Genomic DNA, 22,560 nt, shown 5'->3' on the forward strand with positions numbered 1-22,560 from the left:
GGTGAACCGGCGGGTGCAACCATCGGGCACCCCGGAAGGTCTCTTGCGGTGACTGCACTGCCGTAACCAGGGGGATTTCCGATGGCCATCTCGCGTTCGTACAAAGCCTTGTCCGTACCGCTCGTCGCCGGTGCGCTGGCGCTCGGCGGTATCCCCGCCCTGACGGCCAGTGCCGCGGCGGCCGCCCCGACGTCCGTCCAGGACGACTTCAACGGCGACGGCTACAAGGACCTCGCCGTCGGCGCCCCGACCGCCACGGTCGGCGGCCAGAAGAGGGCGGGCTACGTCGCCGTCATGTACGGCGGCCCGCACGGCCTGACCAAGGACCACCGGACGATCGTCAGCCGCGCCACCAGCGGCATACCGGGCAGCCCCGCAGCGGGCGAGAACTTCGGGATCCAGTTGTCCAAGGGCGACCTGGACGGCGACGGGCGCACCGACCTGGTCATCGGGCAGAGTTCCACCGTCCGGGACGCGGTCGTCGTCTGGGGCGGCAAGAGCGGCCTGTCCGGCGGGGTGTCCGTGCCCGCCGCGGTCACCCAGGCCGGCGACTTCGACGGCGACGGCAAGCAGGACCTCGTCCTGTTCCGCGGGGGCCGCTCCCAGGTCGACGACCCGTTCGGCACCACGGCCACCGTGTGGACGGGCCCGCTCTCCCGGACCGGCAAGCCGGCCGCGACGAAGGCCTTCGGCCCGAAGGACTTCGAGTTCGCCGACGTGCTGGACACCGCGGCCGGGGACGTCAACGCCGACGGCCGCGACGACCTCGCGCTGAACCTCTACACCGGCGACGGCGGCTTCGGCTCGAAGTTCTACCTGGCCTCCGCCTCCGGAGACACCTTCACGTCCGCCGACGCTCCCCGGGGATTCGGCGGGGTGGCCTTCGGCGACGTCAACGGCGACGGCTACGACGACCTCGTCCGGGGCGACGAGGACCGGTCGACCATCACCGTGGCCCCGGGCTCGGCCGCCGGCCTCTCGGCCGCGTCCGCCTGGAAGACGTACAGCCAGAACACGGACGGCGTCCCCGGCGGCAAGGAGAGCGAGGACTACTTCGGCGCCGCGGTGGCGGCCGGTGACGTCAACGGCGACGGCTACGCCGACGTGGCGGTCGGCGCGCCCGGTGAGGAGCTCGGCTACGACGACGGGGCGGGCATGGTCAACGTCCTGTACGGCAGCCGCGGCGGGCTGACCGGCAAGGGCGCGCAGGGCTTCACCCAGGACACCAAGGGCGTCCCCGGCGCCGTGGAGACGAGCGACGGCTTCGGCGGCGCGGTCAGCCTCCTCGACATCAACCGCAACGGCTACGCGGACCTCGCGGCGGCGGCGCCCCACGAGAACTCCGGCGACGGCGCGGTCTGGTCGCTGCGGGGGCGTCCGACGGGCATCGTGACGGACGCGGCGTTCACCTTCGGCGGGCGGACGGTCGGGGCGCCGTACGCGAAGGCGTGGTTCGGCGGGTCGCTGTCGTAGCAGGTCAGGGCCCGGGTCAGGGCCCGGGAAAAAAATCTCCGAAGAAATCCGCGAGGGCTGTCGATCCCGGCTTCTCCCGATCGACGCACTGGTGAGAGGCCGGGAAGGACCGGCCCCGTAGCGAACCGAGGAGTCACCATGCCGCGTTACCTGTCGATGGTCCAGATCGACGAGAAGACCGCCCCCGCCGAGGGCCCCAGCGACGCGCTGATGCAGCGGATGGGCGAGCTGATCGAGGAGATGACGAAGGCCGGGGTGCTGCTGGACACCGCCGGGCTGACGCCGACCGCGCAGGGGGCCCGGGTGCGCTGGGAGAACGGGCAGCTGTCGGTGACCGACGGGCCCTTCACCGAGGCGAAGGAGGTCGTCGGGGGGTACGCCATCGTCCAGGCCAAGGACATGGCCGAGGCGATCGAGTGGACCAAGCGCTTCCTGAAGGTGCACGAGGAGCACTGGACGGTCACCTGCGAGGTGCGGGAGATCGCGGAGGGCTGAGCCCGCTTCCTTGGCTGCGGGGCCGTACGGGTGTCGAATGGGGGGTTGTGACCTCACAGCCCCCCACCACCGACGCCCGCTCCTCGGTGCAGACCGTCGTGGAGACCGTCTTCCGCATGGAGTCGCCGCGCATCATCGCCGGTGTCACCCGTGTCGTCCGGGACGTCGGCATCGCCGAGGAACTCGCCCAGGATGCCCTGGTCGCGGCGCTGGAGCAGTGGCCGCGCGACGGCGTCCCCGACAACCCGGGCGCCTGGCTCACGGCCGTCGCGCGCAGACGGGCCGTGGACCTGGTCCGCCGCCGGGAGAACTACGCCCGCAAGCTGGCCGAGATCGGCCGGGACCTGTCGGAGACCGCCCCGCCCGAGGAGCCGTCCGACCCCGAGGACATCGACGACGACCTGCTCAGGCTCGTCTTCACCACCTGCCACCCGGTGCTGTCCGCCGAGGCCCGCACCGCCCTCACCCTGCGGCTGCTCGGCGGCCTGACCACCCCCGAGATCGCCCGCGCCTTCCTCGTCCCGGAGGCCACGGTCGCCCAGCGCATCGTGCGCGCCAAGCGGACCCTCGCCACGAAGAACATCGCCTTCGAGGTGCCCTACGGCCCCGACCGCGAGGCCCGCCTCGGGTCCGTCCTGGACGTCATCTACCTGATCTTCAACGAGGGATACGCGGCCACGGCAGGCGACGACTGGCTGCGCCCCTCCCTGTGCGAGGACGCCCTGCGGCTGGCCCGCCTGCTGTCCGCCCTCATGCCCAAGGAACCCGAAGTGCACGGCCTCGCGGCCCTGCTGGAGTTCCAGGCCTCGCGCACGGCCGCCCGCACCGGACCGCGGGGCGAGCCGGTCCTGCTCAAGGACCAGAACCGCAGCCGCTGGAACCGCATGCTCATCGCCCGCGGCATCAAGGCCCTGGGCCGCGCGGACGCCACGGCCGCCGGCGCCCCCGGCCCCTACGTCCTCCAGGCCGCCATCGCCGCCTGCCACGCGCACGCGTACTCCTACGACGAGACCGACTGGCAGGCCATCGCCACCCTCTACGCCCTGCTCGCCGCCCGCGCCCCCTCCCCGGTCGTCGAACTCAACCGCGCGGTCGCCGTCTCGATGGCCGAGGGCCCGGGCCCCGCCCTGGAGATCGTCGACGCGCTCACCGACGAACCCGCCCTGGCCGACTACCACCTGCTGCCGAGCGTGCGCGGCGATCTCCTGGCCCGCCTCGGACGCACGACGCAGGCCCGCGCCGAGTTCGAACGAGCGGCGGCGCTGACCCGCAACGAACGCGAGCGGGAACTGCTGCTGGACCGGGCGCGGGAGTGCGGTCGGTGATCCGTCGCCGAACGCGACGGGCGCCGCGGCACGGCGGCACTGTGCGGGCGCCTCGATCGCCGCGAACGGCGGACAGGTTCTCTCCACGGCGTACTACAGCGGCGACGGGCCCGCGAGGACCTGGATGAGCAGCCGGGCCCTGCGCGCCGACGACGGCCGGTCCGCCGCCGTGGCACGGCCGGGCCCGGTCGGTGCCGACCCGCCCCTGGAGCCGCTCACGTAAGCCCCGCCGGCCGTCCCAGCAGCATGGTCGGAGCCCCCGCGACCCGGGTCAGGAACACGGTCACGGAGTGCGGCCCCTGCGGTTTGGGAAGCGCCTTGCGGCGCAGTTCCTCCGGCTCGACGGCCGACCCGCGCTTCTTCACGGTCAGGATCCCGACCTCCCGCTCCCGCAGCAGCGCCTTCAACTTCTTCACGTTGAAGGGGAGTCGGTCGGTGATCTCGTACGCCGTGGCATACGGGGTCTCGCGCAGCGCGTCCGCGGTGACGTAGGCGATGGTGGGGTCGATCAGCCCGCCGTCGAGCTCCTCGGCCGCCTCGGCCACCAGATGGGCCCGGATGACGGCGCCGTCGGGCTCGTACAAGTACCGCCCCACGGACCGGACTCCGGGGTCGGGGAGCCCCCGGCCGAGCAGAGTCCGCGGTCCCGGCAGCAGCGTGGCCCGGACGGCCCCCGGCGCGGTGCCGAACCACAGCACCGCCTCCTTCACGTCCCCGCCGTCGGAGATCCACTCCGCCTCGGCCTGAGCCGGAACCGCCTCGTGCGGGATGCCGGGCGCGACCTTCAGCGCGGCGTGCGGGGCCCCCAGAGCCGCCCGGACCGCCCACGACAGGGGCGGCGAATAGGCCTCCGGATCGAAGATGCGGCCACGCCCGCCCCGCCTCGCCGGATCCACGAACACGGCGTCGTACGAGGCCGTGTCGACCCCCGTGACGTCCGCCTCCCGTACGTCGATCAGGCCGGCGAGTCCCAGCGCGTCCGCGTTCGCCCGCGCGGCTGCCGCCGTCAGCGGATCCCGGTCCACCGCGAGGACCCGGATGCCGGCCCGGGCCAGCGCGATCGCGTCCCCGCCGATCCCGCAGCACAGGTCGGCGACGGAGGTGACGCCCAGGGCCCGCAGGCGCTCCGCGCGGTAGGCCGCCACGCTCGCCCGGGTCGACTGCTCGACCCCGTTCGGCGTGAAGAACATCCGCTCCGCGTCCTCGGCCCCGAACTTGGCCGCCGCCCGCTGCCGCAACCGGGCCTGGCCGAGCGCCGCGGAGACGAGTGCGGCGGGATGCCCGCGGCGCAGCCGGGTGGCGACGGCGAGTTCGTCGGCGGGGGCGGTGCCGCGCACTTCGTCGAGGAGGGCACGGCCCTCGGGGGTGAGGAGGGGGGCGAGGTCGTTCACCGGGTCATTGTGGGCCAGTCGGTGGACGGTCCGCTTCCGGCGGCGGTGTCGGCCCGGGCGCACTCCCGTGACCTGCGAGGATCCGGCCTCATGGGAACAGTAGGACAAAAGTATAAAAATGGTGCGTGGGTGGTGTCGGTGTCGATCCGTGGCGGCCTCGTCCTCCTGGCAGTGGCCGCCCTGGTCTCCGGCTGCGCCGACCCGGCCGGGACCGGCGTACGGCCGCGGCAGCCCCTCAAGGCGCCCCCGGCCCCCGCCGACGACCTCCAGGCCGACAAGACCCGTATCCGGACCGCCCGGCTCCGCGCCGAGCAGGCCCGGATCGCCGCGGCCAGGCGCTGGGGCCTGAAGAAGATCCCGCTGACGGCCCCGCCGGCGCCCGCGACCAAGCCCCGCCTCACCACCCGCCACGGCTTCGAGGTCGACGGCCACGAGGAGAAAAGGCTGCCACCGGTCTTCACCACGGTCCCCACCGAGCAGAAGATCGTCTTCCTCACCATCGACGACGGCGCCGAGAAGGACCCCGCGTTCCTGCGGATGACGAGCGAGCTGAAGATCCCGTACACCGCCTTCCTCAGCGACTACCTGGTCAAGGACGACTACGGCTACTTCGCGAGGATGCGGGACACCGGGGTCGTACTGAACAACCACACGCTCCACCACCCCTACCTGCCCGCGCTGTCGTACGCCCGCCAGCAGCGCGAGATCTGCGGGATGCAGGACGTCATGGAGAAGCGGTTCGGCAAGCGGCCCACGCTCTTCCGCCCGCCCTACGGCAACTACAACGAGGACACCCTGCGCGCGGCCAGGTCCTGTGGCATCAGGTACGCGCCCCTCTGGAACGAAGAGGTCTTCGCCGACCACTGGGAGTACCGCGAGGAGGACCAGAGGATCCACCCCGGTGACATCGTGCTCAGCCACTTCCGGGGCCGGAAGGACGGGAAGGGCACGATGCCCGACATGCTCCGCCGCTTCCTGAACAGGATCACGGCCGAGGGGTACGCGGTCGCCCGCCTCGAGGACTACCTGTGAGAGCGCGGGCACTGGTCGCCGGGGGGCTGGCGGCCGTCCTGCTCACCGGCTGTGCGCAGTCCGTCGATCCCATCGAACGGCTGGGCAGGAAGGCGGCGCAGCGGGTGGGGTCGTACGGTCCGGACGGGCCGAGCGGTCCGGAGGGGGCGGACGGACGGCCGTACCACCACTGGGGCCTCCTGGCCCCGCTGCAGGCACCCCCGCGGGTGCCGGCGCGCGCGGCGGTGCGCCGGAGCGGCCTGCCGCCGGTCGTGAGACGTGTCGGGACGTCCGACAAGGTCGTCTTCCTCACCTACGACGACGGTGCAGAGAGGGATCCGCGGTTCGTCGACATGGTCCGTGAACTGCGGCTGCCCGTCAGCATGTTCCTCACGGACAGTGTCGTCGGCCCCGGGTACGGCCACTTCGCGCGCCTCCAGTCGGTCGGCGCGAGCATCCAGAACCACACCCTCGACCACCCCGCCCTGCGCGGTCTGCCGTACCCCGGCCAGCGCGCCGAGATCTGCGGCCAGCAGGAGAAGGTGCGGTCCCGCTTCGGCATCCGGCCGCGGCTGTTCCGGCCGCCCTACGGCACGTACGACCGCACGACCCTGCGCGCGGCGGCCGACTGCGGACTCTCGGCGGTGGTGCTGTGGAGCGTGTCGGCGGAGGGTGGCGCGCCGGAGCGGCCGCTGCGGGCGGGGGACATCGTCTCGGTGGCATCGGGAGAGGCGACGGGCCCGACCCTGAGATTGCTGCGGGAGATCCAGCGCCGAGGGCTGACAGTGGGTCGCTTGGAGGACTACCTGTAGCAATTCAGCCCGTCCGGCGCTTGAGGACGAGGCCCTCCGGGCCGAAGCGGGGGTCTGGGGGCGGCAGCCCCCGGAACGGCCACCCCCACTCACGCGCACCCGAATGACGCTCAGCCAGCGCAGCGAATTGGCACTCCGCTTGACCGAGTGCTAATCACGGTCATAGTCTCGGGTCTGGCACTCCCCCCTGGAGAGTGCCAACACAGCGACGGGCAGGTCCGGCACCCGCGACGACGGATCCACCTGGTCGCCACCTCAGACAGTCAACCCCGTGATCTCCGAAGGGGGAGGTCGGATCGTGACGACCACCAGCTCCAAGGTTGCCATCAAGCCGCTCGAGGACCGCATTGTGGTCCAGCCGCTCGACGCCGAGCAGACCACCGCCTCTGGCCTGGTCATCCCGGACACCGCCAAGGAGAAGCCCCAGGAGGGCGTCGTCCTGGCCGTGGGCCCGGGCCGCTTCGAGAACGGCGAGCGCCTGCCGCTCGACGTCCAGACCGGCGACATCGTGCTGTACAGCAAGTACGGCGGCACCGAGGTGAAGTACAACGGCGAGGAGTACCTCGTCCTCTCGGCTCGCGACGTGCTCGCGATCATCGAGAAGTAATTCACCAAAGCATTTCTTTGAGCTGCGCCCCTGGCCCCCGCGACCACTAACAAGCCGGGCGCCCGGGGCGCAGTCTCTTTTCCCCTAGATTTCCGAGAGGGCTCACGCTCCCATGGCGAAGATCCTGAAGTTCGACGAGGACGCCCGTCGCGCCCTCGAGCGCGGCGTCAACAAGCTTGCCGACACGGTCAAGGTGACGATCGGCCCCAAGGGCCGCAACGTCGTCATCGACAAGAAGTTCGGCGCTCCCACCATCACCAACGACGGTGTCACGATCGCCCGTGAGGTCGAGATCGACGACCCGTACGAGAACCTCGGCGCCCAGCTGGTGAAGGAGGTGGCGACCAAGACCAACGACATCGCGGGTGACGGCACCACCACCGCCACCGTGCTGGCCCAGGCGCTGGTCCGCGAGGGCCTGAAGAACGTCGCCGCGGGTGCCTCCCCGGCCGCCCTGAAGAAGGGCATCGACGCCGCGGTCAAGGCCGTGTCCGAGGAGCTCCTCGCGACCGCCCGCCCGATCGACGAGAAGTCCGACATCGCCGCCGTCGCCGGTCTGTCCGCCCAGGACAGCCAGGTCGGCGAGCTCATCGCCGAGGCGATGGACAAGGTCGGCAAGGACGGTGTCATCACCGTCGAGGAGTCCAACACCTTCGGTCTGGAGCTGGACTTCACCGAGGGCATGGCCTTCGACAAGGGCTACCTGTCGCCCTACATGGTCTCCGACCAGGAGCGTATGGAGGCCGTCCTCGACGACCCGTACATCCTGATCAACCAGGGCAAGATCTCCTCGATCCAGGACCTGCTGCCGCTCCTCGAGAAGGTCATCCAGGCGGGTGCCTCCAAGCCGCTGCTGATCATCGCCGAGGACGTCGAGGGCGAGGCCCTGTCGACCCTGGTCGTCAACAAGATCCGCGGCACGTTCAACGCGGTCGCCGTCAAGGCCCCCGGCTTCGGCGACCGTCGCAAGGCGATGCTGCAGGACATGGCGACGCTGACCGGCGCCGAGGTCATCTCCGAGGAGGTCGGCCTCAAGCTCGACCAGGTCGGCCTGGACGTGCTGGGCTCCGCCCGCCGTGTCACGGTCACCAAGGACGACACCACGATCGTCGACGGCGCCGGTGACTCCGCCGCCGTCCAGGGCCGCATCGCCCAGATCAAGGCCGAGATCGAGAACACCGACTCCGACTGGGACCGCGAGAAGCTCCAGGAGCGCCTCGCGAAGCTGGCCGGCGGCGTGTGCGTGATCAAGGTCGGCGCCGCCACCGAGGTGGAGCTGAAGGAGAAGAAGCACCGTCTGGAGGACGCCATCTCCGCGACCCGCGCCGCGGTCGAGGAGGGCATCGTCTCCGGTGGTGGCTCCGCTCTGGTCCACGCCGCCAAGGTGCTCGAGGGCGGCCTCGGCAAGACCGGCGACGAGGCCACCGGTGTCGCCGTCGTCCGCAAGGCCGTCGTCGAGCCGCTGCGCTGGATCGCCGAGAACGCCGGCCTCGAGGGCTACGTCATCACCGCCAAGGTCGCCGAGCTCGACAAGGGCCAGGGCTTCAACGCCGCGACCGGCGAGTACGGCGACCTGGTCAAGGCCGGCGTCATCGACCCGGTCAAGGTCACCCGCTCCGCCCTGGAGAACGCCGCCTCCATCGCCTCCCTCCTCCTGACGACCGAGACCCTGGTCGTCGAGAAGAAGGAAGAGGAGGAGCCGGCCGCCGGTGGTCACAGCCACGGCCACTCCCACTGAGCCCAGCGCTCGCAAGGAGGCCCCCGTTCCCTCAGAGGGAACGGGGGCTTTCCCCTTCGCGGGTCACAGGGACCGGGCCGTCATTCTCCGAGCACCCCCAGCTGTTCCATCAGCCCCGCACGGTCGTACTGCCACCAGCCCTCGCAGATCCGCCCGTCCCGGAACCGGTGCCAGGTGGTCCCCGTCATGGTCACGTTCTGCCCGCTCGCCGGGATCCCCACGAACTCGCCGGTATGCTTGCCGGCCCAGGTCCAGCGGGTGCACACCCGGTCGTCCTGGGCGATCTGGTCGTCGACCCGGAAGGTGAAAGCGAAGGCCCGCCGCCACCCTTCGTACTCCTCGCGCGCGGCCGCGAGACCCAGAGCGTCCGGGTTGGCCGGATCGTGGTCCAGGTAGTCGTCGGTGAACCGCTCGAACAGCTCCGCCGTCCCGGCCCGCCCGGCCTGCTCGAAGAACTCCCGCGCGACGGCCGGGTTGAGCTGCTCGTCCCGCACCACGTCCAGATCGGTGAAGGTCGGCGCCTCGTCACACAGCGCGAGCATTCCCTGGAAGATCCGCTCCGTCTCCGGCAGCCCCGAATTCCGCATCGCCTCCTCGTACGACGGAAACTCCACGATCTCGACGAAGTGCGACGCGTCGGACCGGTCCTTGCCGACCACCGCATGCGTCGCGGTGCGCTTTCCCCTGGTCTGCTCGACCCATGTGTCCATCAGCCGATCCATCTCGTCGAAACGGCTGGTCCTGCAGTCGATGAGCTGTACGAACGTCATACGCGATCACCTCCGGCCCCCCTGGGTCCGGCATTACGGCACCATTGTCCGCCTTTTCGGGCCCTACTGCGGCCCGTACTTCCGCCCCGTCCTCGACGTGATCCCGCCCAGCAGCCCCCGCGGCGCCACCTTCACCAACCCCATGAGCGCCTTGTACCGCGGGTCCGGGATCGACAGGGTCTTGCCGCGGGACAGGTCGGTGAGGGCCGCGGCGACCAGTTTGTCCGCGTCGAGCCACATCCAGCCGGGGATGTTGTCCGTGCCCATCCCGGCCCGCTGGTGGAACTCGGTCCGCACGAAGCCCGGGCACAGGGCCATCAGACGAACCCCGCTCCCCGCCAGATCCCGCGCCGCGCCCTGCGTGAACTGCACGACCCACGCCTTCGAGGCGCCGTACGTCCCACGCGGCACGAACGCGGCCACCGACGCGACGTTCACGACTCCCCCGCGTCCCCGCTCCCGCATCGCCTCCGTCGCCGCCGACGTCAGTCGCAGCACCGCCTCGCAGTGCACCTTGAGCATCGTCAGCTCGTCGGCCATGGAGACATCGAGATAGCGGCCCTTGTTGCCGAAGCCGGCGTTGTTGACGAGGAGGTCGACGGGGGATTTGCGGTCGGAGAGGCGGGCGGCGACCGCCTCGATGCCGGGGTCGGTGGCGAGGTCGGCGGTGAGGACCTCGGCCTCGATGCCGTGCCGGTCGTGGAGTTCGGTCGCCTGTTCCCGGAGCCGCTTGGTGTCGCGGGCCACCAGCACCAGGTTGTGCCCGTCAGCCGCCAGCCGTCGTGCGAACGCGGCACCGATGCCCGCGGTCGATCCCGTAATCAATGCCGTTGTCATGGCGCAAGGTTAATGACCGGGACCGACAGCGTCCGCTTGCGGAGGACGCCGTCAGGCGCCGTACTTCTCCACGTACTCGAGCGCCGACTTCCGCAGCTCCGGATGGAGTGCCTCGCCCGCCGCCAGCAGCCGTGGCTGGAGCGGCCGTTCGGTGGTCATCGCCCGGAACGCCAGGGCGACCGTCACCTCGTGGTCCGGCCGGTGCACGATCTCGACCATGTCCCCGGTCCGGATCTCACCCGGCTGGATCACCCGCAGATACGCCCCGGGCGCGCCCCTCTGCGTGAACCGCTTCACCCACCGCCTCTCGTCCATGTGGCCCTGGAAGGTGCCGCACGGGATGCGCGCGCTCGTGACCTCGAGCACCACCTCGGGCCCGAGACGCCAGCGCTCGCCGATCAGCGCTCCGGAGACGTCGATGCCCCGCGTCGTGAGGTTCTCGCCGAAGGCGCCGTTGGCCAACGCGCGGCCCAGCTCGCCCTCCCACGCGTCCAGGTCCTCGCGCGCCATCGCGTACACGGCCTGGTCGTCGCCGCCGTGGTGCTGCTTCTTGCACACCGCGTCCCCGGCGAGCGCGCTCCCGCCGATGCCCTTGGGGCCGGGCGCGGCCACCCGCACCGGTCCGTCGACCGGCCGCTTGTCGATACCGGTGACGCCCTCCGGGTTGTCCGTGTACGGAACGGCCTTCGCGCGGCCCAGATTCACCGACAGAAGCTCCATGGCGGCACGGTAAAGGACGGAAACCCAAAGTTGCCATGCATTATTCGCCGATGTATCAAAGCAGGGCTTATCCTCGAAAGGTGATCGAGGCCCGACATCTCCGTGTTCTGCGTGCCGTCGCCGCGACCGGTTCCTTCTCCGCCGCGGGGCGTGAACTGGGCTGCACCCAGCCCGCCGTCAGCCAGCAGATGAAGGCCCTGGAGACGTCCGTGGGCACGCCGTTGCTCGTCCGCAGCGGACGCGAGATGCGGCTGACGCAGGCGGGTGAGGCGCTGGTGCGGCACGCCGCCGGGATCCTGGCGGGGCTGACGGCGGCGGAGGAGGAGGTCGCCGCCATCGCCGGCCTGCGGGCCGGGCGCGTACGGCTCGTCTCCTTCCCCAGCGGCAGTTCCACCCTCGTCCCCACCGCCCTCGCCGCCCTGCGCGCCGCCCACCCCGGCACCCGCGTCTTTCTGGAGGAGGCCGAACCCCCGCAGTCCGTCGGCCTGTTGCGGGAGGGCGACTGCGACCTCGCGCTCGCCTTCCGGTACGAGGGGGCCGGGGGCGGCGACGAGTGGGACGACCTCGTCGTACGGCCCCTGCTGACCGACCGGCTCGTCGCCCTCGTACCGGACCGGCACCGGCTCGCGCGCGCGGGGTCCGTGTCCATCGGGGAGCTCGCCGGGGAGTCGTGGATCGCCGGATGCCCGCGCTGCCGCGGCCAGTTGGTCGAGGTGTGCGAGGGCGCCGGCTTCACACCCCGCATCGACTTCGCGACCGACGACTACCCGGCCGTCGTCGGCCTGGTGGGCGCGGGTCTCGGCGTCGCCGTCCTGCCCCAGCTCGCGGTCGAGTCCGTACGGCCGCGAGGCGTGCGCACGGTGACGCTGGAACCGGCGGTCCGGCGGGAGATCGTCGCGCTCACGCTGCCCGATCTGGCCCAGGTGCCGGCGGTGGCGGCGACGCTGGAGCAACTGGCGCGCGCGGCCGACCGGTAGGCCGGTACGCCGGTACGCCGAAAAACAAGGAAGGGCACGTACGGGCGTGCCCTTCTAGGAGAAACGTTCCTTCAGTTGTTCGATACGCCGCTTCCCACGGACGACGCGGACACCAGCCGGTGCCGCGCCCGCCCCATGAGCTCCTCGCGCTCGTCCTCGGTCAGCCCGCCCCACACGCCGTACGGCTCTCTCACCGCGAGCGCGTGCGCCGCGCATTGCGCGCGCACCGGGCACCTCATGCAGACCTCCTTGGCCGAGTTCTCGCGAGCACTCCGGGCCGCACCGCGCTCACCCTCCGGATGGAAGAAGAGCGAGCTGTCCACCCCGCGACAGGCGGCCAGGAGCTGCCAGTCCCACAGGTCCGCGTTCGGTCCGGGAAGGCGGGAGAAATCTGCCATTGCGTGACCCCTTGTAGCCGTTCTGGGCGGATACGGTGTCCACGACCGTACATCTACGATCTAAGGAGATGAAAATATGACTCATTGCGAATCTAGCCTCAGACACCGGGAAATGGGAAGAAAAGGGTCTGAATGGGGCATGGGTTGTGATGAAACGTTGTGGGTCCGCCGCGCATGTCTGCACCGTGTCCGCGCCCTCACGTAGAGTGCCGAAGACAGTGCGCAGCCCCGTAACTCTTTCGGGTGACCGTCGTTGAGAGTGCGGAGGCGGTTGAAAACACAAGCGCTCGGACAGGCGTCCGAGTCGGTCGACCGCACAGGTGACGATTTCGTACCAGCCTGGAGGCTCAAGGTGACGTGCATCAGCTGCGGAGGACGGCCATGACATCCGTCCTCGTCTGCGACGACTCCCCGCTTGCCCGAGAGGCGCTCCGCCGCGCGGTCGCGACCGTGCCCGGCGTCGAGCGCGTGACGACCGCGGCCAACGGCGAGGAAGTCCTCCGCCGCTGGGGCGCGGACCGTTCGGACCTGATTCTGATGGACGTACGCATGCCCGGTCTGGGCGGCGTCGAGACCGTGCGGCGGCTGCTGTCCGCGGACCCCGGTGCGCGCATCATCATGCTCACGGTCGCGGAGGACCTCGACGGGGTCGCTCTCGCGGTGGCCGCGGGTGCCCGGGGCTACCTCCACAAGGACGCCTCACGCGCGGAGTTGCGTGCCACGGTGACGCAGGCGCTCGCCGACCCGACCTGGCGGCTCGCCCCGCGTCGGCTGCGGTCGGCGGAGATGGGCGCGGCGCCCACGCTCACCGCGCGTGAGATCCAGGTGCTCGAAGGGATGAGCCACGGGCGGTCCAACGCGGAGATCGGGCGCGAGCTGTTCCTGTCCGAGGACACCGTGAAGACGCATGCGCGGCGGCTGTTCAAGAAGCTCGGGGCTTCGGACCGGGCGCACGCCGTGGCGCTCGGATTCCGGTGGGGCCTGGTTCGCTAGCAACTCGGTCGGATCGGTCGTCGTACTGGTGCGGGCCCGTTCTGGCTGGTCGCGCCACGCGGCGGGAGCCGCAGATCGGTGCCGCCCCGCGCCCCTGACGGGGCGCGGTCGAGCGGCCCCTTCAACGCCCCGCTGCGTGTTTCGTGGCGGATGCCGCATCCTTGGAGATGTGGAGTCTCTCGGGGACGAGTCGGTCGAGCGGAAGGGGAGGGCGCAGGGTATGAGTTCCGGCGCACCTGCTCATAACGCTTCGGTGCACAACAACCAGCGCGATGCCACGGATCCAACGACGCCAGGGCACCATGGACCGATGCGCGACGACGAGGCGGCTCATCCCCATGGGGCGATCGGTGCGCTCGTCCACAGTGCCGTGGAGGGGGACGAGCAGGCCACGCACGACCTGCTCGCCCATGTCCACCCGCTGGCCCTGCGCTACTGCCGCACCCGGCTGTCCCGTCTCCCGGGTGACGCCCGGCACTTCGTGGAGGACCTCGCGCAGGAGGTCTGCGTAGCCGTCCTCCTCGCCCTGCCGCGCTATCGCGACACCGGGCGCCCGTTCGAGGCGTTCGTCTTCGCCATCGCTGCGCACAAGGTCGCCGACCTGCAGCGCGCGGCCATGCGCCACCCCGGTTCGACGGCGGTTCCCTCCGACGAGATGCCGGAGCGGCCCGACGACTCGCTCGGCCCCGAGGAGCGGGCGCTGCTCAGCAGCGACGCCGAATGGGCCAAGAAACTGCTGGCCAACCTCCCCGAGAACCAGCGCGAACTGCTGCTGCTGCGGATCGCGGTGGGGTTGACGGCGGAGGAGACGGGCCAGATGTTGGGAATGTCACCCGGTGCGGTCCGTGTGGCGCAGCACCGGGCGCTGAGCAGGTTGCGAGCGCTGGCCGAGCAGTAGGGCGCGCTCCTGAACGGGCGGCGCGCCGCTTCCGTACGAACATACGAAGCCCGGAGCGGGTCCGCACCGTGGAATCCGTGGAATGTGACGCCCCTGCTTCCCGTTAGCATGGACATCCGCACCGATCAAGGCCATTTGGGGAAGGTGTCATGACTGCAAACGTCGACGGAGTGCCCGACAAATTCGCGACGCTCGGGCTCACCTACGACGACGTGCTGCTGCTGCCGGGAGCGTCCGCGGTGCTCCCGAACGCGGTCGACACCTCGTCCCGCATCTCCCGCAACGTCCGGGTCAACATCCCGCTGCTCTCGGCGGCCATGGACAAGGTGACCGAGTCCCGCATGGCCATCGCGATGGCCCGCCTCGGTGGCGTCGGTGTGCTGCACCGCAACCTCTCCATCGAGGACCAGGTCAACCAGGTCGACCTGGTGAAGCGGTCCGAGTCCGGCATGGTCACCGACCCGATCACCGTGCACCCGGAGGCGACCCTCGCCGAGGCCGACGCCCTGTGCGCCAAGTTCCGCATCAGCGGTGTCCCGGTCACCGACCCGGCCGGCAAGCTCCTCGGCATCGTCACCAACCGTGACATGGCCTTCGAGTCGGACCGCAGCCGCCAGGTGCGCGAGGTCATGACACCGATGCCGCTGGTCACCGGCCAGGTCGGCATCTCCGGCACCGACGCCATGGACCTGCTGCGCAAGCACAAGATCGAGAAGCTGCCGCTCGTCGACGACTCCGGTGTCCTCAAGGGCCTGATCACCGTCAAGGACTTCGTCAAGGCGGAGAAGTACCCGAACGCCGCCAAGGACCCCGAAGGCCGCCTGCTCGTCGGTGCCGCCGTCGGCGCCAGCCCCGAGGCCCTGGAGCGCGCCCAGGCGCTCGCCGAGGCCGGTGTGGACTTCCTGGTCGTGGACACCTCGCACGGCCACAACAGCAACGCCCTCAGCTGGATGGCGAAGATCAAGTCGAGTGTCGGCGTCGACGTGATCGGCGGCAACGTCGCCACGCGTGACGGCGCCCAGGCGCTGATCGACGCCGGTGTCGACGGCATCAAGGTCGGTGTCGGACCGGGCTCCATCTGCACCACGCGCGTGGTCGCCGGCATCGGCGTCCCGCAGGTCACCGCCATCTACGAGGCCTCTCTCGCCGCCCGCCCCGCGGGCATCCCGCTCATCGGCGACGGTGGCCTGCAGTACTCCGGCGACATCGGCAAGGCGCTCGCCGCCGGCGCCGACACCGTGATGCTGGGCTCGCTGCTCGCGGGCTGCGAGGAGTCGCCCGGCGAACTGCAGTTCATCAACGGCAAGCAGTTCAAGTCGTACCGCGGCATGGGCTCGCTCGGTGCCATGCAGTCCCGGGGCCAGGGCAAGTCGTACTCGAAGGACCGCTACTTCCAGGCCGAGGTCGCCGCCGACGACAAGCTCGTGCCCGAGGGCATCGAGGGCCAGGTGCCCTACCGCGGCCCGCTGTCCAGCGTCCTGCACCAGCTCGTCGGCGGGCTGCGTCAGACCATGGGCTACGTGGGCGCGGCCACCATCGACGAGATGGAGTCCAAGGGCCGCTTCGTGCGGATCACCTCCGCGGGCCTCAAGGAGAGCCACCCGCACGACATCCAGATGACGGTCGAGGCGCCGAACTACAGCCGTAAGTGAGCCATCGCTGAAGGCCACGCGCGCGTGAGGGCGGTCCCGGAGCATCCGGGGCCGCCCTTGTCGTACCCGTCGGCGATACTGGAAGACGCTGAACGCATCAGGGAAAGGCCACACATCGTGACTGAGATCGAGATCGGGCGCGGCAAGCGCGGCCGCCGGGCGTACGCCTTCGACGACATCGCCGTCGTCCCGAGCCGTCGTACGCGCGACCCGAAGGAGGTCTCGATCGCCTGGCAGATCGACGCCTACCGCTTCGAGCTGCCGTTCCTGGCCGCCCCCATGGACTCGGTCGTCTCCCCGGCCACCGCGATCCGCATCGGCGAGCTCGGCGGCCTCGGCGTGCTGAACCTCGAGGGCCTGTGGACGCGGCACGAGGACCCGCAGCCGCTGCTGGACGAGATCGTCGGGCTGGACGTGGACAACGCGACCCGTCGCCTCCAGGAGATCTACGCCGCTCCCATCAAGGAGGAGCTGATCGGGCAGCGCCTCAAGGAGGTGCGCGACTCGGGCGTGGTCACCGCCGCCGCGCTCTCCCCGCAGCGCACCGCCGAGTTCTCCAAGGTGGTCGTGGACGCGGGTGTGGACATCTTCGTCATCCGCGGTACGACGGTCTCCGCGGAGCACGTCTCCGGCTCGCACGAGCCGCTGAACCTGAAGCAGTTCATCTACGAGCTCGACGTCCCGGTGATCGTCGGCGGCTGCGCCACCTACACCGCGGCCCTGCACCTGATGCGCACCGGCGCGGCGGGCGTCCTGGTCGGTTTCGGCGGCGGCGCGGCGCACACCACGCGGAATGTGCTGGGCATCCAGGTCCCGATGGCGACAGCCGTGGCCGACGTGGCCGCCGCCCGCCGGGACTACATGGACGAGTCCGGCGGCCGGTACGTGCACGTCATCGCGGACGGTGGCGTGGGCTGGTCCGGCGACCTGCCCAAGGCGATCGCCTGCGGTGCGGACGCCGTGATGATGGGCTCGCCGCTGGCCCGTGCCACGGACGCGCCCGGACGCGGTCACCACTGGGGCATGGAGGCCGTCAACGAGGAGCTGCCGCGCGGCAAGAAGGTCGACCTCGGCACGGTCGGCACCATCGAGGAGGTCCTGGCGGGCCCGTCGCACATCCCGGACGGCTCGATGAACTTCTTCGGTGCGCTGCGGCGGGCGATGGCCACGACCGGGTACAGCGAGCTGAAGGAGTTCCAGCGGGTCGAGGTGACGGTCGCGGACTCGCAGCACAAGCGGTAGGTCTTACGGCGGGAGGGGCCGGTCGCCTGGTGGGTGACCGGCCCTTTTGCGTACCTAAAAGGGCTGGTGGGGGCGCGTTTTGCAGATGAGGGGCGTGCGGTTGCGTTCAGGGCGAATATGGGCTGAATGGGCGTAGCGGGGCAGTAGTGTCCTTGATCGGCGACCCGCTCTCAGGGGCGCCCCCTTCCAGGAGCACGTCTCCGGACCCGGTGGCCCGGGGCCCCGGAGCTCCAATGGACCGCCCAACCGGGTTGACGGGCGGCGTCATGGAAGGGGGCGTGCCCATGGGCCGTCACCGCAAGCCCACCCGTCGGGACAGGATCCGTCTTCGGATGGTGCAATGCCGGAGGAGGTGGGTTTTGCGGATTTTCGGCTGGTGAGCGGCCGCCCCCATGAGAGGTAGGGGCGGACACCCGTAAACCAGCCAGGGGCCCACTGCAGCACCTACTGCGGTGGGCTCCACCTTGTTGGTGGGCCGGTGAGCGGCCGCCCCCATAAGAGCTAGGGGCGGACACTCCGTGAACCATCCAGGAGCCTGCCGCAGCACCCACTGCGGAAGACCCCACCTGTCTCCGTAAGGTACCCGCGCCGCGTCCCGCATGCCACCGGCTCCGGCCGCAGGTCCACCCGTGCGCCCCCCTTCACAACCGATGCGCCGCCCCCGTAGGCGTGGCCCCCCGTGTGTCCAGCAGCAGCTGGGCCTTCACCGACAGGCCTTGCAGGTCGTACGTCCGGTGCTGCTGGAGCAGGATCGTCAGGTCCGCGTCGGCCGCCGCCTCGTAGAGGGAGTCCGCGCGCGGGACCGGGCGGTCCAGGACGCTCCAGGACGGGATGTGGGGGTCGTGGTAGCTGACGGCGGCGCCGAGTTCCATCAGGCGTACGGCGACCTCCTGGGCGGGGGTGCCCTGCTGGTCGGCGAGGTCGGGCTTGTAGGTGACGCCGAGCAGGAGGACGCGGGCACCCCGCGCGGACTTGCCGTGCTCGTTGAGGAGAGCGGCGGCGCGCTGGACGACGTAACGGGGCATCTGGTCGTTGACCTGCCGGGCGAGTTCGACCATGCGCAGGGCGCGGCCGCCGCCGGGGCTGCCGCCGGTCAGGTCGCGGGGGACCGCGTGACCGCCGACGCCCGGGCCGGGGCGGAAGGCCTGGAAGCCGAACGGCTTGGTCTCCGCGCAGCGGATGACGTCCCACAGGTCGACGCCGAGATCGTGGCAGAGGACGGCCATCTCGTTGACGAGGGCGATGTTGACGTGCCGGAAGTTGGTCTCCAGGAGCTGGACCGTCTCCGCCTCCCGCGGGCCACGCGCGCGTACCACCTTGTCGGTGAGGCGCGAGTAGAAGGCGGCGGCCGACTCCGTGCACGCGGGCGTGAGGCCGCCGATCACCTTGGGGGTGTTGGCGGGCGTGAAGTCGCGGTTGCCGGGGTCGACGCGGCTGGGGGAGTAGGCGAGGTGGAAGTCGCGGCCCGCGCGCAGACCCGAGCCCTTCTCCAGGAGCGGGCGCAGGAACTCCTCGGTGGTGCCCGGGGGCACGGGGGACTCCAGGATGACGGTGGTGTGCGGGCGCAGGTGTGTGCTCAGGGTGCGGGCGGCCCCCTCCACTTGGCTCAGGTCGAGGCCGCCGTCCGGGGCCGGCGGGGTCGGTGCGCAGATGACCGCCGTACGGACGCGGCCGAGCTCGGCCGGCCCCGCGGCCGTCCGGAAGCCCCCCGAGAGCATCCGGCGCAGTTCCGCGGGGCTGAGGGGGCCGGCCTCGGGGCCGGTGCGGTAGCCGAGGGTGGAGATGCCGGCGGCGACAGCGGCCTGGGCCAGGGGCAGTCCGTAGGGGCCGAGTCCGATCACGGCGAGATCTGCGGGCATGGCGTGGGCCGTCCTTCCCAGTAACCGAAGCGGGACAGGTGCGCAAGCCCTGTGGACTGGACGAGCGAGCGCAATGTCAGACTAGGAGTAAATATGACCGAAATACGCCATTGATTCCGTGTGTCTTCCTGCAGGGTTGTGAGCCCGAGTGGCCTTCGGGGTACGCGGCGGTGAAAGTTATCCACAGGCTGAGGGTGACTGGTGGCCGAAGTCGGGCAAGCCGGTCAGACTTTGGACACGGGCCGGTACGTGTGAGACCAGCGCGATCGACAGCGGGAGGCAGTGGTGAGGACAGCGACACTGGGGCCGGCACAGCGTGCCGAGTCACTCGCATCAATGGCCGAGCGCGAACTGGACATCCTGGTGGTGGGAGCCGGCGTGGTCGGTGCGGGTACCGCGCTCGACGCGGTGACCCGGGGCCTGTCCGTGGGGCTGGTCGAGGCGCGTGACTGGGCCTCGGGCACCTCCAGCCGCTCCAGCAAGCTGATCCACGGCGGTCTGCGCTATCTGGAGATGCTCGACTTCGCCCTCGTACGTGAGGCGCTGAAGGAGCGCGGACTGCTCCTCGAGCGCCTCGCCCCGCATCTCGTGAAGCCCGTGGCCTTCCTGTACCCCTTGCAGCACAAGGGCTGGGAGCGCCTGTACGCCGGCTCGGGTGTCGCGCTCTACGACGCCATGTCGATGGCCCGCGGGCACGGCCGGGGTCTGCCCACGCACCGGCACCTGAGCCACCGTCACGCCCTGCGCGTCGCGCCCGCCTTGAGGAAGGACGCGCTGGTCGGGGCACTGCAGTACTACGACGCCCAGATGGACGACGCCCGCTTCGTGGCCACCCTCGTGCGCACGGCGACCGCCTACGGCGCCAAGACCGCCAACCGCGCCCGGGTGACCGGGTTCCTGCGCGAGGGCGAGCGCGTGGTCGGGGCCCGGGTGCAGGACGTCGAGGCGGGCGGGGAGTACGAGATCCGCGCCAAGCAGGTGGTCAACGCGACCGGGGTGTGGACCGACGACACCCAGGCGATGGTCGGCGAGCGGGGACAGTTCCACGTCCGCGCCTCCAAGGGCATCCACCTCGTCGTGCCCAAGGACCGCATCCACTCCACGACCGGGCTGATCCTGCGCACCGAGAAGTCCGTGCTGTTCGTCATCCCCTGGGGCCGGCACTGGATCATCGGCACCACCGACACCGACTGGGACCTCGACAAAGCCCACCCGGCCGCCTCCAGCGCGGACATCGACTACCTGCTCGAGCATGTGAACTCGGTGCTCGCGGTGCCGCTGACCCGGGACGACGTCCAGGGCGTGTACGCGGGCCTTCGGCCCCTGCTCGCCGGGGAGTCGGACGCCACCAGCAAGCTCTCGCGCGAACACACCGTGGCACATCCGGTGCCGGGACTCGTCGTGGTGGCGGGCGGCAAGTACACGACCTACCGGGTGATGGCCAAGGACGCCGTCGACGAGGCGGTGCACGGACTCGACACCCGGGTCGCCGAATGCGTCACGGAGGACGTGCCGTTGCTGGGCGCCGAGGGCTACCGGGCGCTGTGGAACGCGCGGGCGCGGATCGCGGCGCGCACCGGGCTTCATGTCGTCCGCGTGGAGCATCTGCTGAATCGGTACGGCGCCCTTGCCGAGGAGGTCCTCGACCTCATCGCCTCGGACGCCACGCTGGGCGAGCCGCTTCAGGCCGCCGACGACTATCTGCGCGCCGAGGTCGTCTACGCCGCCTCGCACGAGGGCGCGCGGCACCTGGACGACGTGCTGACCCGGCGCACCCGTATCTCCATCGAGACCTTCGACCGGGGCGTGCGCTCGGCCCGCGAGGCCGCCGAGCTGATGGCGCCGGTGCTCGGCTGGGACAAGGACCAGATCGAGCGCGAGGTCGAGCACTACGAGAAGCGGGTGGAGGCGGAGCGCGAGTCGCAGCGGCAGCCGGACGACCTGACCGCGGACGCGGCGCGGTTGGGGGCGCCGGACATCGCGCCGTTGTAGTCCGCCGGAAGTGGGGCCGGTCGGCATCACTCGAACGAGTGTCGTGAGTCGGGATCTTCGTTCGGAACCCGGTCGTTCTACCAGGTGCGGGGGCAGAACTCGGCGGCGAGCAGGGTCGGTTCGAGGTCGGGGTCTGCTACCGATGTCGTGTTCACGCGGAAGGTGAGGACGCGACGGCCGTCGGCCGTGGCTGCGGTGCGCACGTAGCTGCCGGTGATGCGGCCGTTGTGCCCCCACACCGTCGTGCCGCACGGCAGCTTCACCGGGAACAGCCCCATGCCGTACAGGCCGTGTGCGGTGCGGGTGTCCCTCATCTCGTGCAGCCAGAACGGGGACAGCAGCCGTCCGCCGAGCAGCGCCGCGTAGAAGCGGTCCAGATCGGCGAGGGTGCTCACCAGCTCGCCCGCGGCCCCGGCCACCCGCGGGTCGAGCGCGGTGATGTCGGACCCGTCGGCGGTGTAGGCACGGCCGTGTGGAGAGGGCAGAGAGGTGCGTGAACCAGGAAAGGAGGTGCCGGTCAGGCGCAGCGGGGCGATGATCCGCCGCTCGGCCTCGACCGCGTAGGAGTCGCCGGTGACCTGACGGATCACCATGCCGAGCAGGACGTAGTTGGTGTTCGAGTAGAAGTAGCGGCCGGGGTCGGCCGGAGGGTGGGTGAGGGCGATACGGACGGCTTGAGCAGGAGTGAGGGGGATCAGGCCCCGGGTGTCCGCGGTGAAGTCGTTCAGGCCGCTGGTGTGGGTGAGCAGGGCGCGCAGGGTCAGCGCGCGGCCGTCGTTGCCCGCTCCGCGCACCAGGCCTGGCAGGTGCTGCTCCACGGTGTCGGACAGCTTCAGCCGGTGCTCCGCGGCCAGCTGGAGGACGACCGTCGCGATGAAGGTCTTGGTGATGCTGCCGGCGCGGAAGTGGTCGGCGGGGGCGATTCCGGGGCCCGCCTCGGCGTAACGGGTCCCGCTCTGCTCCCGGGCCAGGAACGCCGCGGCGGGAGCGGCGCCCTGTGTGACCAGCTGCGGGACCAACTGCGTGACCAGCTGCGGGAGCAGTGCGTCTGTGGGCTGGGCGGAGGGGGCGGGGGAGGCTGCGGGGGTGAGAGCGAGCAGCATCAGGGACGCCGGGATGGCCAGTAGTGCCCGTGCACGGAGTGGCGGCATCGGGGAGCCTCCTCCCTTGTCGGGGCCATCATGCAGGGTTGTCGGGTGGCTGCGGGGTGGGTGGGGGCGGGCGTTTTTGCGCAGTTCCCCGCGCCCCTTTTGTGCCTGCGGCGGCCTGTTTCGGTCCGGTGGGGGCTTGTGTAGCGCGTGGGGTTCGGTGGGTGGGTCGGGGCCGGGGGGGGGGGGGGGGGGGGGGGGGGGGGGGGGGGGGGGGGGGGG

20 protein-coding genes are annotated in these 22,560 nt (G+C 70.9%); 13 read left to right on the forward strand and 7 right to left on the reverse strand.

The features are described from left to right. Positions 1-81: 81 nt before the first annotated feature. From ACIBJB_RS35025 to ACIBJB_RS35035, 3 genes are all read left to right on the forward strand, one after another. A complete protein-coding gene (locus tag ACIBJB_RS35025) occupies positions 82-1,473 on the forward strand; it encodes an FG-GAP-like repeat-containing protein (RefSeq protein ID WP_398936696.1) in 1,392 nt (463 codons plus the stop codon). Positions 1,474-1,611: 138 nt separating this feature from the next. Next, positions 1,612-1,968, forward strand: coding sequence for a YciI family protein (locus ACIBJB_RS35030; protein WP_398936698.1), 357 nt, complete (start codon positions 1,612-1,614; stop codon positions 1,966-1,968). Positions 1,969-2,015: 47 nt separating this feature from the next. Continuing rightward, positions 2,016-3,293, forward strand: coding sequence for an RNA polymerase sigma factor (locus tag ACIBJB_RS35035; protein ID WP_398936700.1), 1,278 nt, complete (start codon positions 2,016-2,018; stop codon positions 3,291-3,293). A gap of 215 nt (positions 3,294-3,508) precedes the next feature. Here the strand turns inward: ACIBJB_RS35035 and ACIBJB_RS35040 are convergent, their stop codons facing one another. After that, on the reverse strand, positions 3,509-4,684 hold the full coding sequence (locus ACIBJB_RS35040) for a methyltransferase domain-containing protein (protein WP_398936702.1): 1,176 nt from the start codon (positions 4,682-4,684) through the stop codon (positions 3,509-3,511). A gap of 138 nt (positions 4,685-4,822) precedes the next feature. Here ACIBJB_RS35040 and ACIBJB_RS35045 point away from each other — a divergent pair, with 138 nt between their 5' ends. From ACIBJB_RS35045 to groL, 4 genes are all read left to right on the forward strand, one after another. Next, positions 4,823-5,716, forward strand: coding sequence for a polysaccharide deacetylase family protein (locus tag ACIBJB_RS35045; protein ID WP_398936755.1), 894 nt, complete (start codon positions 4,823-4,825; stop codon positions 5,714-5,716). Continuing rightward, a complete protein-coding gene (locus ACIBJB_RS35050) occupies positions 5,713-6,507 on the forward strand; it encodes a polysaccharide deacetylase family protein (protein ID WP_398936703.1) in 795 nt (264 codons plus the stop codon). Before ACIBJB_RS35045 ends, ACIBJB_RS35050 begins: the two co-directional genes overlap by 4 nt. A 298-nt stretch (positions 6,508-6,805) precedes the next feature. After that, complete coding sequence (gene groES / locus ACIBJB_RS35055; protein WP_028807844.1) at positions 6,806-7,114, forward strand: co-chaperone GroES; 309 nt, start codon at positions 6,806-6,808, stop codon at positions 7,112-7,114. Between the two features lie 112 nt (positions 7,115-7,226). Next, complete coding sequence (gene groL, locus ACIBJB_RS35060) at positions 7,227-8,852, forward strand: chaperonin GroEL (RefSeq protein ID WP_398936705.1); 1,626 nt, start codon at positions 7,227-7,229, stop codon at positions 8,850-8,852. Between the two features lie 80 nt (positions 8,853-8,932). Here the strand turns inward: groL and ACIBJB_RS35065 are convergent, their stop codons facing one another. From ACIBJB_RS35065 to ACIBJB_RS35075, 3 genes are all read right to left on the reverse strand, one after another. Beyond that, positions 8,933-9,622: an ester cyclase gene (locus tag ACIBJB_RS35065; RefSeq protein WP_398936707.1), complete on the reverse strand. Its 690-nt coding sequence runs from the start codon at positions 9,620-9,622 to the stop codon at positions 8,933-8,935. A 63-nt stretch (positions 9,623-9,685) separates the two neighbouring features. Further along, a complete protein-coding gene (locus tag ACIBJB_RS35070; RefSeq protein ID WP_398936709.1) occupies positions 9,686-10,459 on the reverse strand; it encodes an SDR family NAD(P)-dependent oxidoreductase in 774 nt (257 codons plus the stop codon). 51 nt (positions 10,460-10,510) lie between these two features. Next, entirely contained in the window at positions 10,511-11,179 is a 669-nt protein-coding gene (locus ACIBJB_RS35075; RefSeq protein WP_398936711.1) for an MOSC domain-containing protein, read from the reverse strand. 80 nt (positions 11,180-11,259) lie between these two features. Between ACIBJB_RS35075 and ACIBJB_RS35080 the strand changes: the two genes are divergently transcribed. Further along, a complete protein-coding gene (locus ACIBJB_RS35080; RefSeq protein ID WP_398936713.1) occupies positions 11,260-12,156 on the forward strand; it encodes a LysR family transcriptional regulator in 897 nt (298 codons plus the stop codon). Positions 12,157-12,227: 71 nt separating this feature from the next. Here ACIBJB_RS35080 and ACIBJB_RS35085 read toward each other — a convergent pair whose 3' ends face one another. Further along, a complete protein-coding gene (locus ACIBJB_RS35085; RefSeq protein WP_398936715.1) occupies positions 12,228-12,554 on the reverse strand; it encodes a WhiB family transcriptional regulator in 327 nt (108 codons plus the stop codon). A gap of 381 nt (positions 12,555-12,935) precedes the next feature. Between ACIBJB_RS35085 and ACIBJB_RS35090 the strand changes: the two genes are divergently transcribed. From ACIBJB_RS35090 to ACIBJB_RS35105, 4 genes are all read left to right on the forward strand, one after another. Beyond that, positions 12,936-13,547 carry a response regulator transcription factor gene (locus ACIBJB_RS35090; protein WP_003948568.1) on the forward strand — a complete coding sequence of 204 codons (612 nt, stop codon included), beginning with the start codon at positions 12,936-12,938 and terminating at the stop codon, positions 13,545-13,547. 310 nt (positions 13,548-13,857) lie between these two features. After that, positions 13,858-14,445, forward strand: coding sequence for a sigma-70 family RNA polymerase sigma factor (locus ACIBJB_RS35095; protein WP_007384137.1), 588 nt, complete (start codon positions 13,858-13,860; stop codon positions 14,443-14,445). Between the two features lie 149 nt (positions 14,446-14,594). Continuing rightward, a complete protein-coding gene (gene guaB, locus ACIBJB_RS35100; protein WP_398936717.1) occupies positions 14,595-16,097 on the forward strand; it encodes an IMP dehydrogenase in 1,503 nt (500 codons plus the stop codon). Positions 16,098-16,214: 117 nt separating this feature from the next. Then, complete coding sequence (locus ACIBJB_RS35105; RefSeq protein ID WP_391057093.1) at positions 16,215-17,339, forward strand: GuaB3 family IMP dehydrogenase-related protein; 1,125 nt, start codon at positions 16,215-16,217, stop codon at positions 17,337-17,339. Between the two features lie 641 nt (positions 17,340-17,980). On the opposite strand, the gene ACIBJB_RS35110 is transcribed toward ACIBJB_RS35105, so the two are convergent. Beyond that, the gene (locus ACIBJB_RS35110) at positions 17,981-19,198 is read right to left on the reverse strand and encodes a nucleotide sugar dehydrogenase (protein ID WP_398936720.1); all 1,218 of its coding nucleotides are present in this window, start codon (positions 19,196-19,198) and stop codon (positions 17,981-17,983) included. Positions 19,199-19,483: 285 nt separating this feature from the next. On the opposite strand from ACIBJB_RS35110, the gene ACIBJB_RS35115 reads away from it, so the two are divergent. Further along, positions 19,484-21,190 (forward strand): glycerol-3-phosphate dehydrogenase/oxidase, encoded by a 1,707-nt coding sequence (locus tag ACIBJB_RS35115; RefSeq protein ID WP_398936722.1) that lies wholly within the window; start codon positions 19,484-19,486, stop codon positions 21,188-21,190. A gap of 77 nt (positions 21,191-21,267) precedes the next feature. Here ACIBJB_RS35115 and ACIBJB_RS35120 read toward each other — a convergent pair whose 3' ends face one another. Continuing rightward, positions 21,268-22,341 (reverse strand): serine hydrolase domain-containing protein, encoded by a 1,074-nt coding sequence (locus ACIBJB_RS35120; RefSeq protein WP_398936724.1) that lies wholly within the window; start codon positions 22,339-22,341, stop codon positions 21,268-21,270. Positions 22,342-22,560 lie beyond the last annotated feature (219 nt).

Source organism: Streptomyces sp. NPDC050759, from assembly GCF_044456945.1.
In the GTDB taxonomy this organism is placed as follows: domain Bacteria; phylum Actinomycetota; class Actinomycetes; order Streptomycetales; family Streptomycetaceae; genus Streptomyces.

Bases quoted from the DNA above. Each gene is read 5' to 3' on its own strand.
- ACIBJB_RS35025 (WP_398936696.1), top strand. From the start codon at position 82: ATGGCCATCTCGCGTTCGTACAAAGCCTTGTCCGTACCGCTCGTCGCC.
- ACIBJB_RS35030 (WP_398936698.1), top strand. From the start codon at position 1,612: ATGCCGCGTTACCTGTCGATGGTCCAGATCGACGAGAAGACCGCCCCC.
- groL (WP_398936705.1), top strand. From the start codon at position 7,227: ATGGCGAAGATCCTGAAGTTCGACGAGGACGCCCGTCGCGCCCTCGAG.
- ACIBJB_RS35065 (WP_398936707.1), bottom strand. From the start codon at position 9,622: ATGACGTTCGTACAGCTCATCGACTGCAGGACCAGCCGTTTCGACGAG.
- ACIBJB_RS35070 (WP_398936709.1), bottom strand. From the start codon at position 10,459: ATGACAACGGCATTGATTACGGGATCGACCGCGGGCATCGGTGCCGCG.
- ACIBJB_RS35075 (WP_398936711.1), bottom strand. From the start codon at position 11,179: ATGGAGCTTCTGTCGGTGAATCTGGGCCGCGCGAAGGCCGTTCCGTAC.
- ACIBJB_RS35085 (WP_398936715.1), bottom strand. From the start codon at position 12,554: ATGGCAGATTTCTCCCGCCTTCCCGGACCGAACGCGGACCTGTGGGAC.
- ACIBJB_RS35090 (WP_003948568.1), top strand. From the start codon at position 12,936: ATGACATCCGTCCTCGTCTGCGACGACTCCCCGCTTGCCCGAGAGGCG.
- ACIBJB_RS35095 (WP_007384137.1), top strand. From the start codon at position 13,858: ATGCGCGACGACGAGGCGGCTCATCCCCATGGGGCGATCGGTGCGCTC.
- guaB (WP_398936717.1), top strand. From the start codon at position 14,595: ATGACTGCAAACGTCGACGGAGTGCCCGACAAATTCGCGACGCTCGGG.
- ACIBJB_RS35110 (WP_398936720.1), bottom strand. From the start codon at position 19,198: ATGCCCGCAGATCTCGCCGTGATCGGACTCGGCCCCTACGGACTGCCC.
- ACIBJB_RS35120 (WP_398936724.1), bottom strand. From the start codon at position 22,341: ATGCCGCCACTCCGTGCACGGGCACTACTGGCCATCCCGGCGTCCCTG.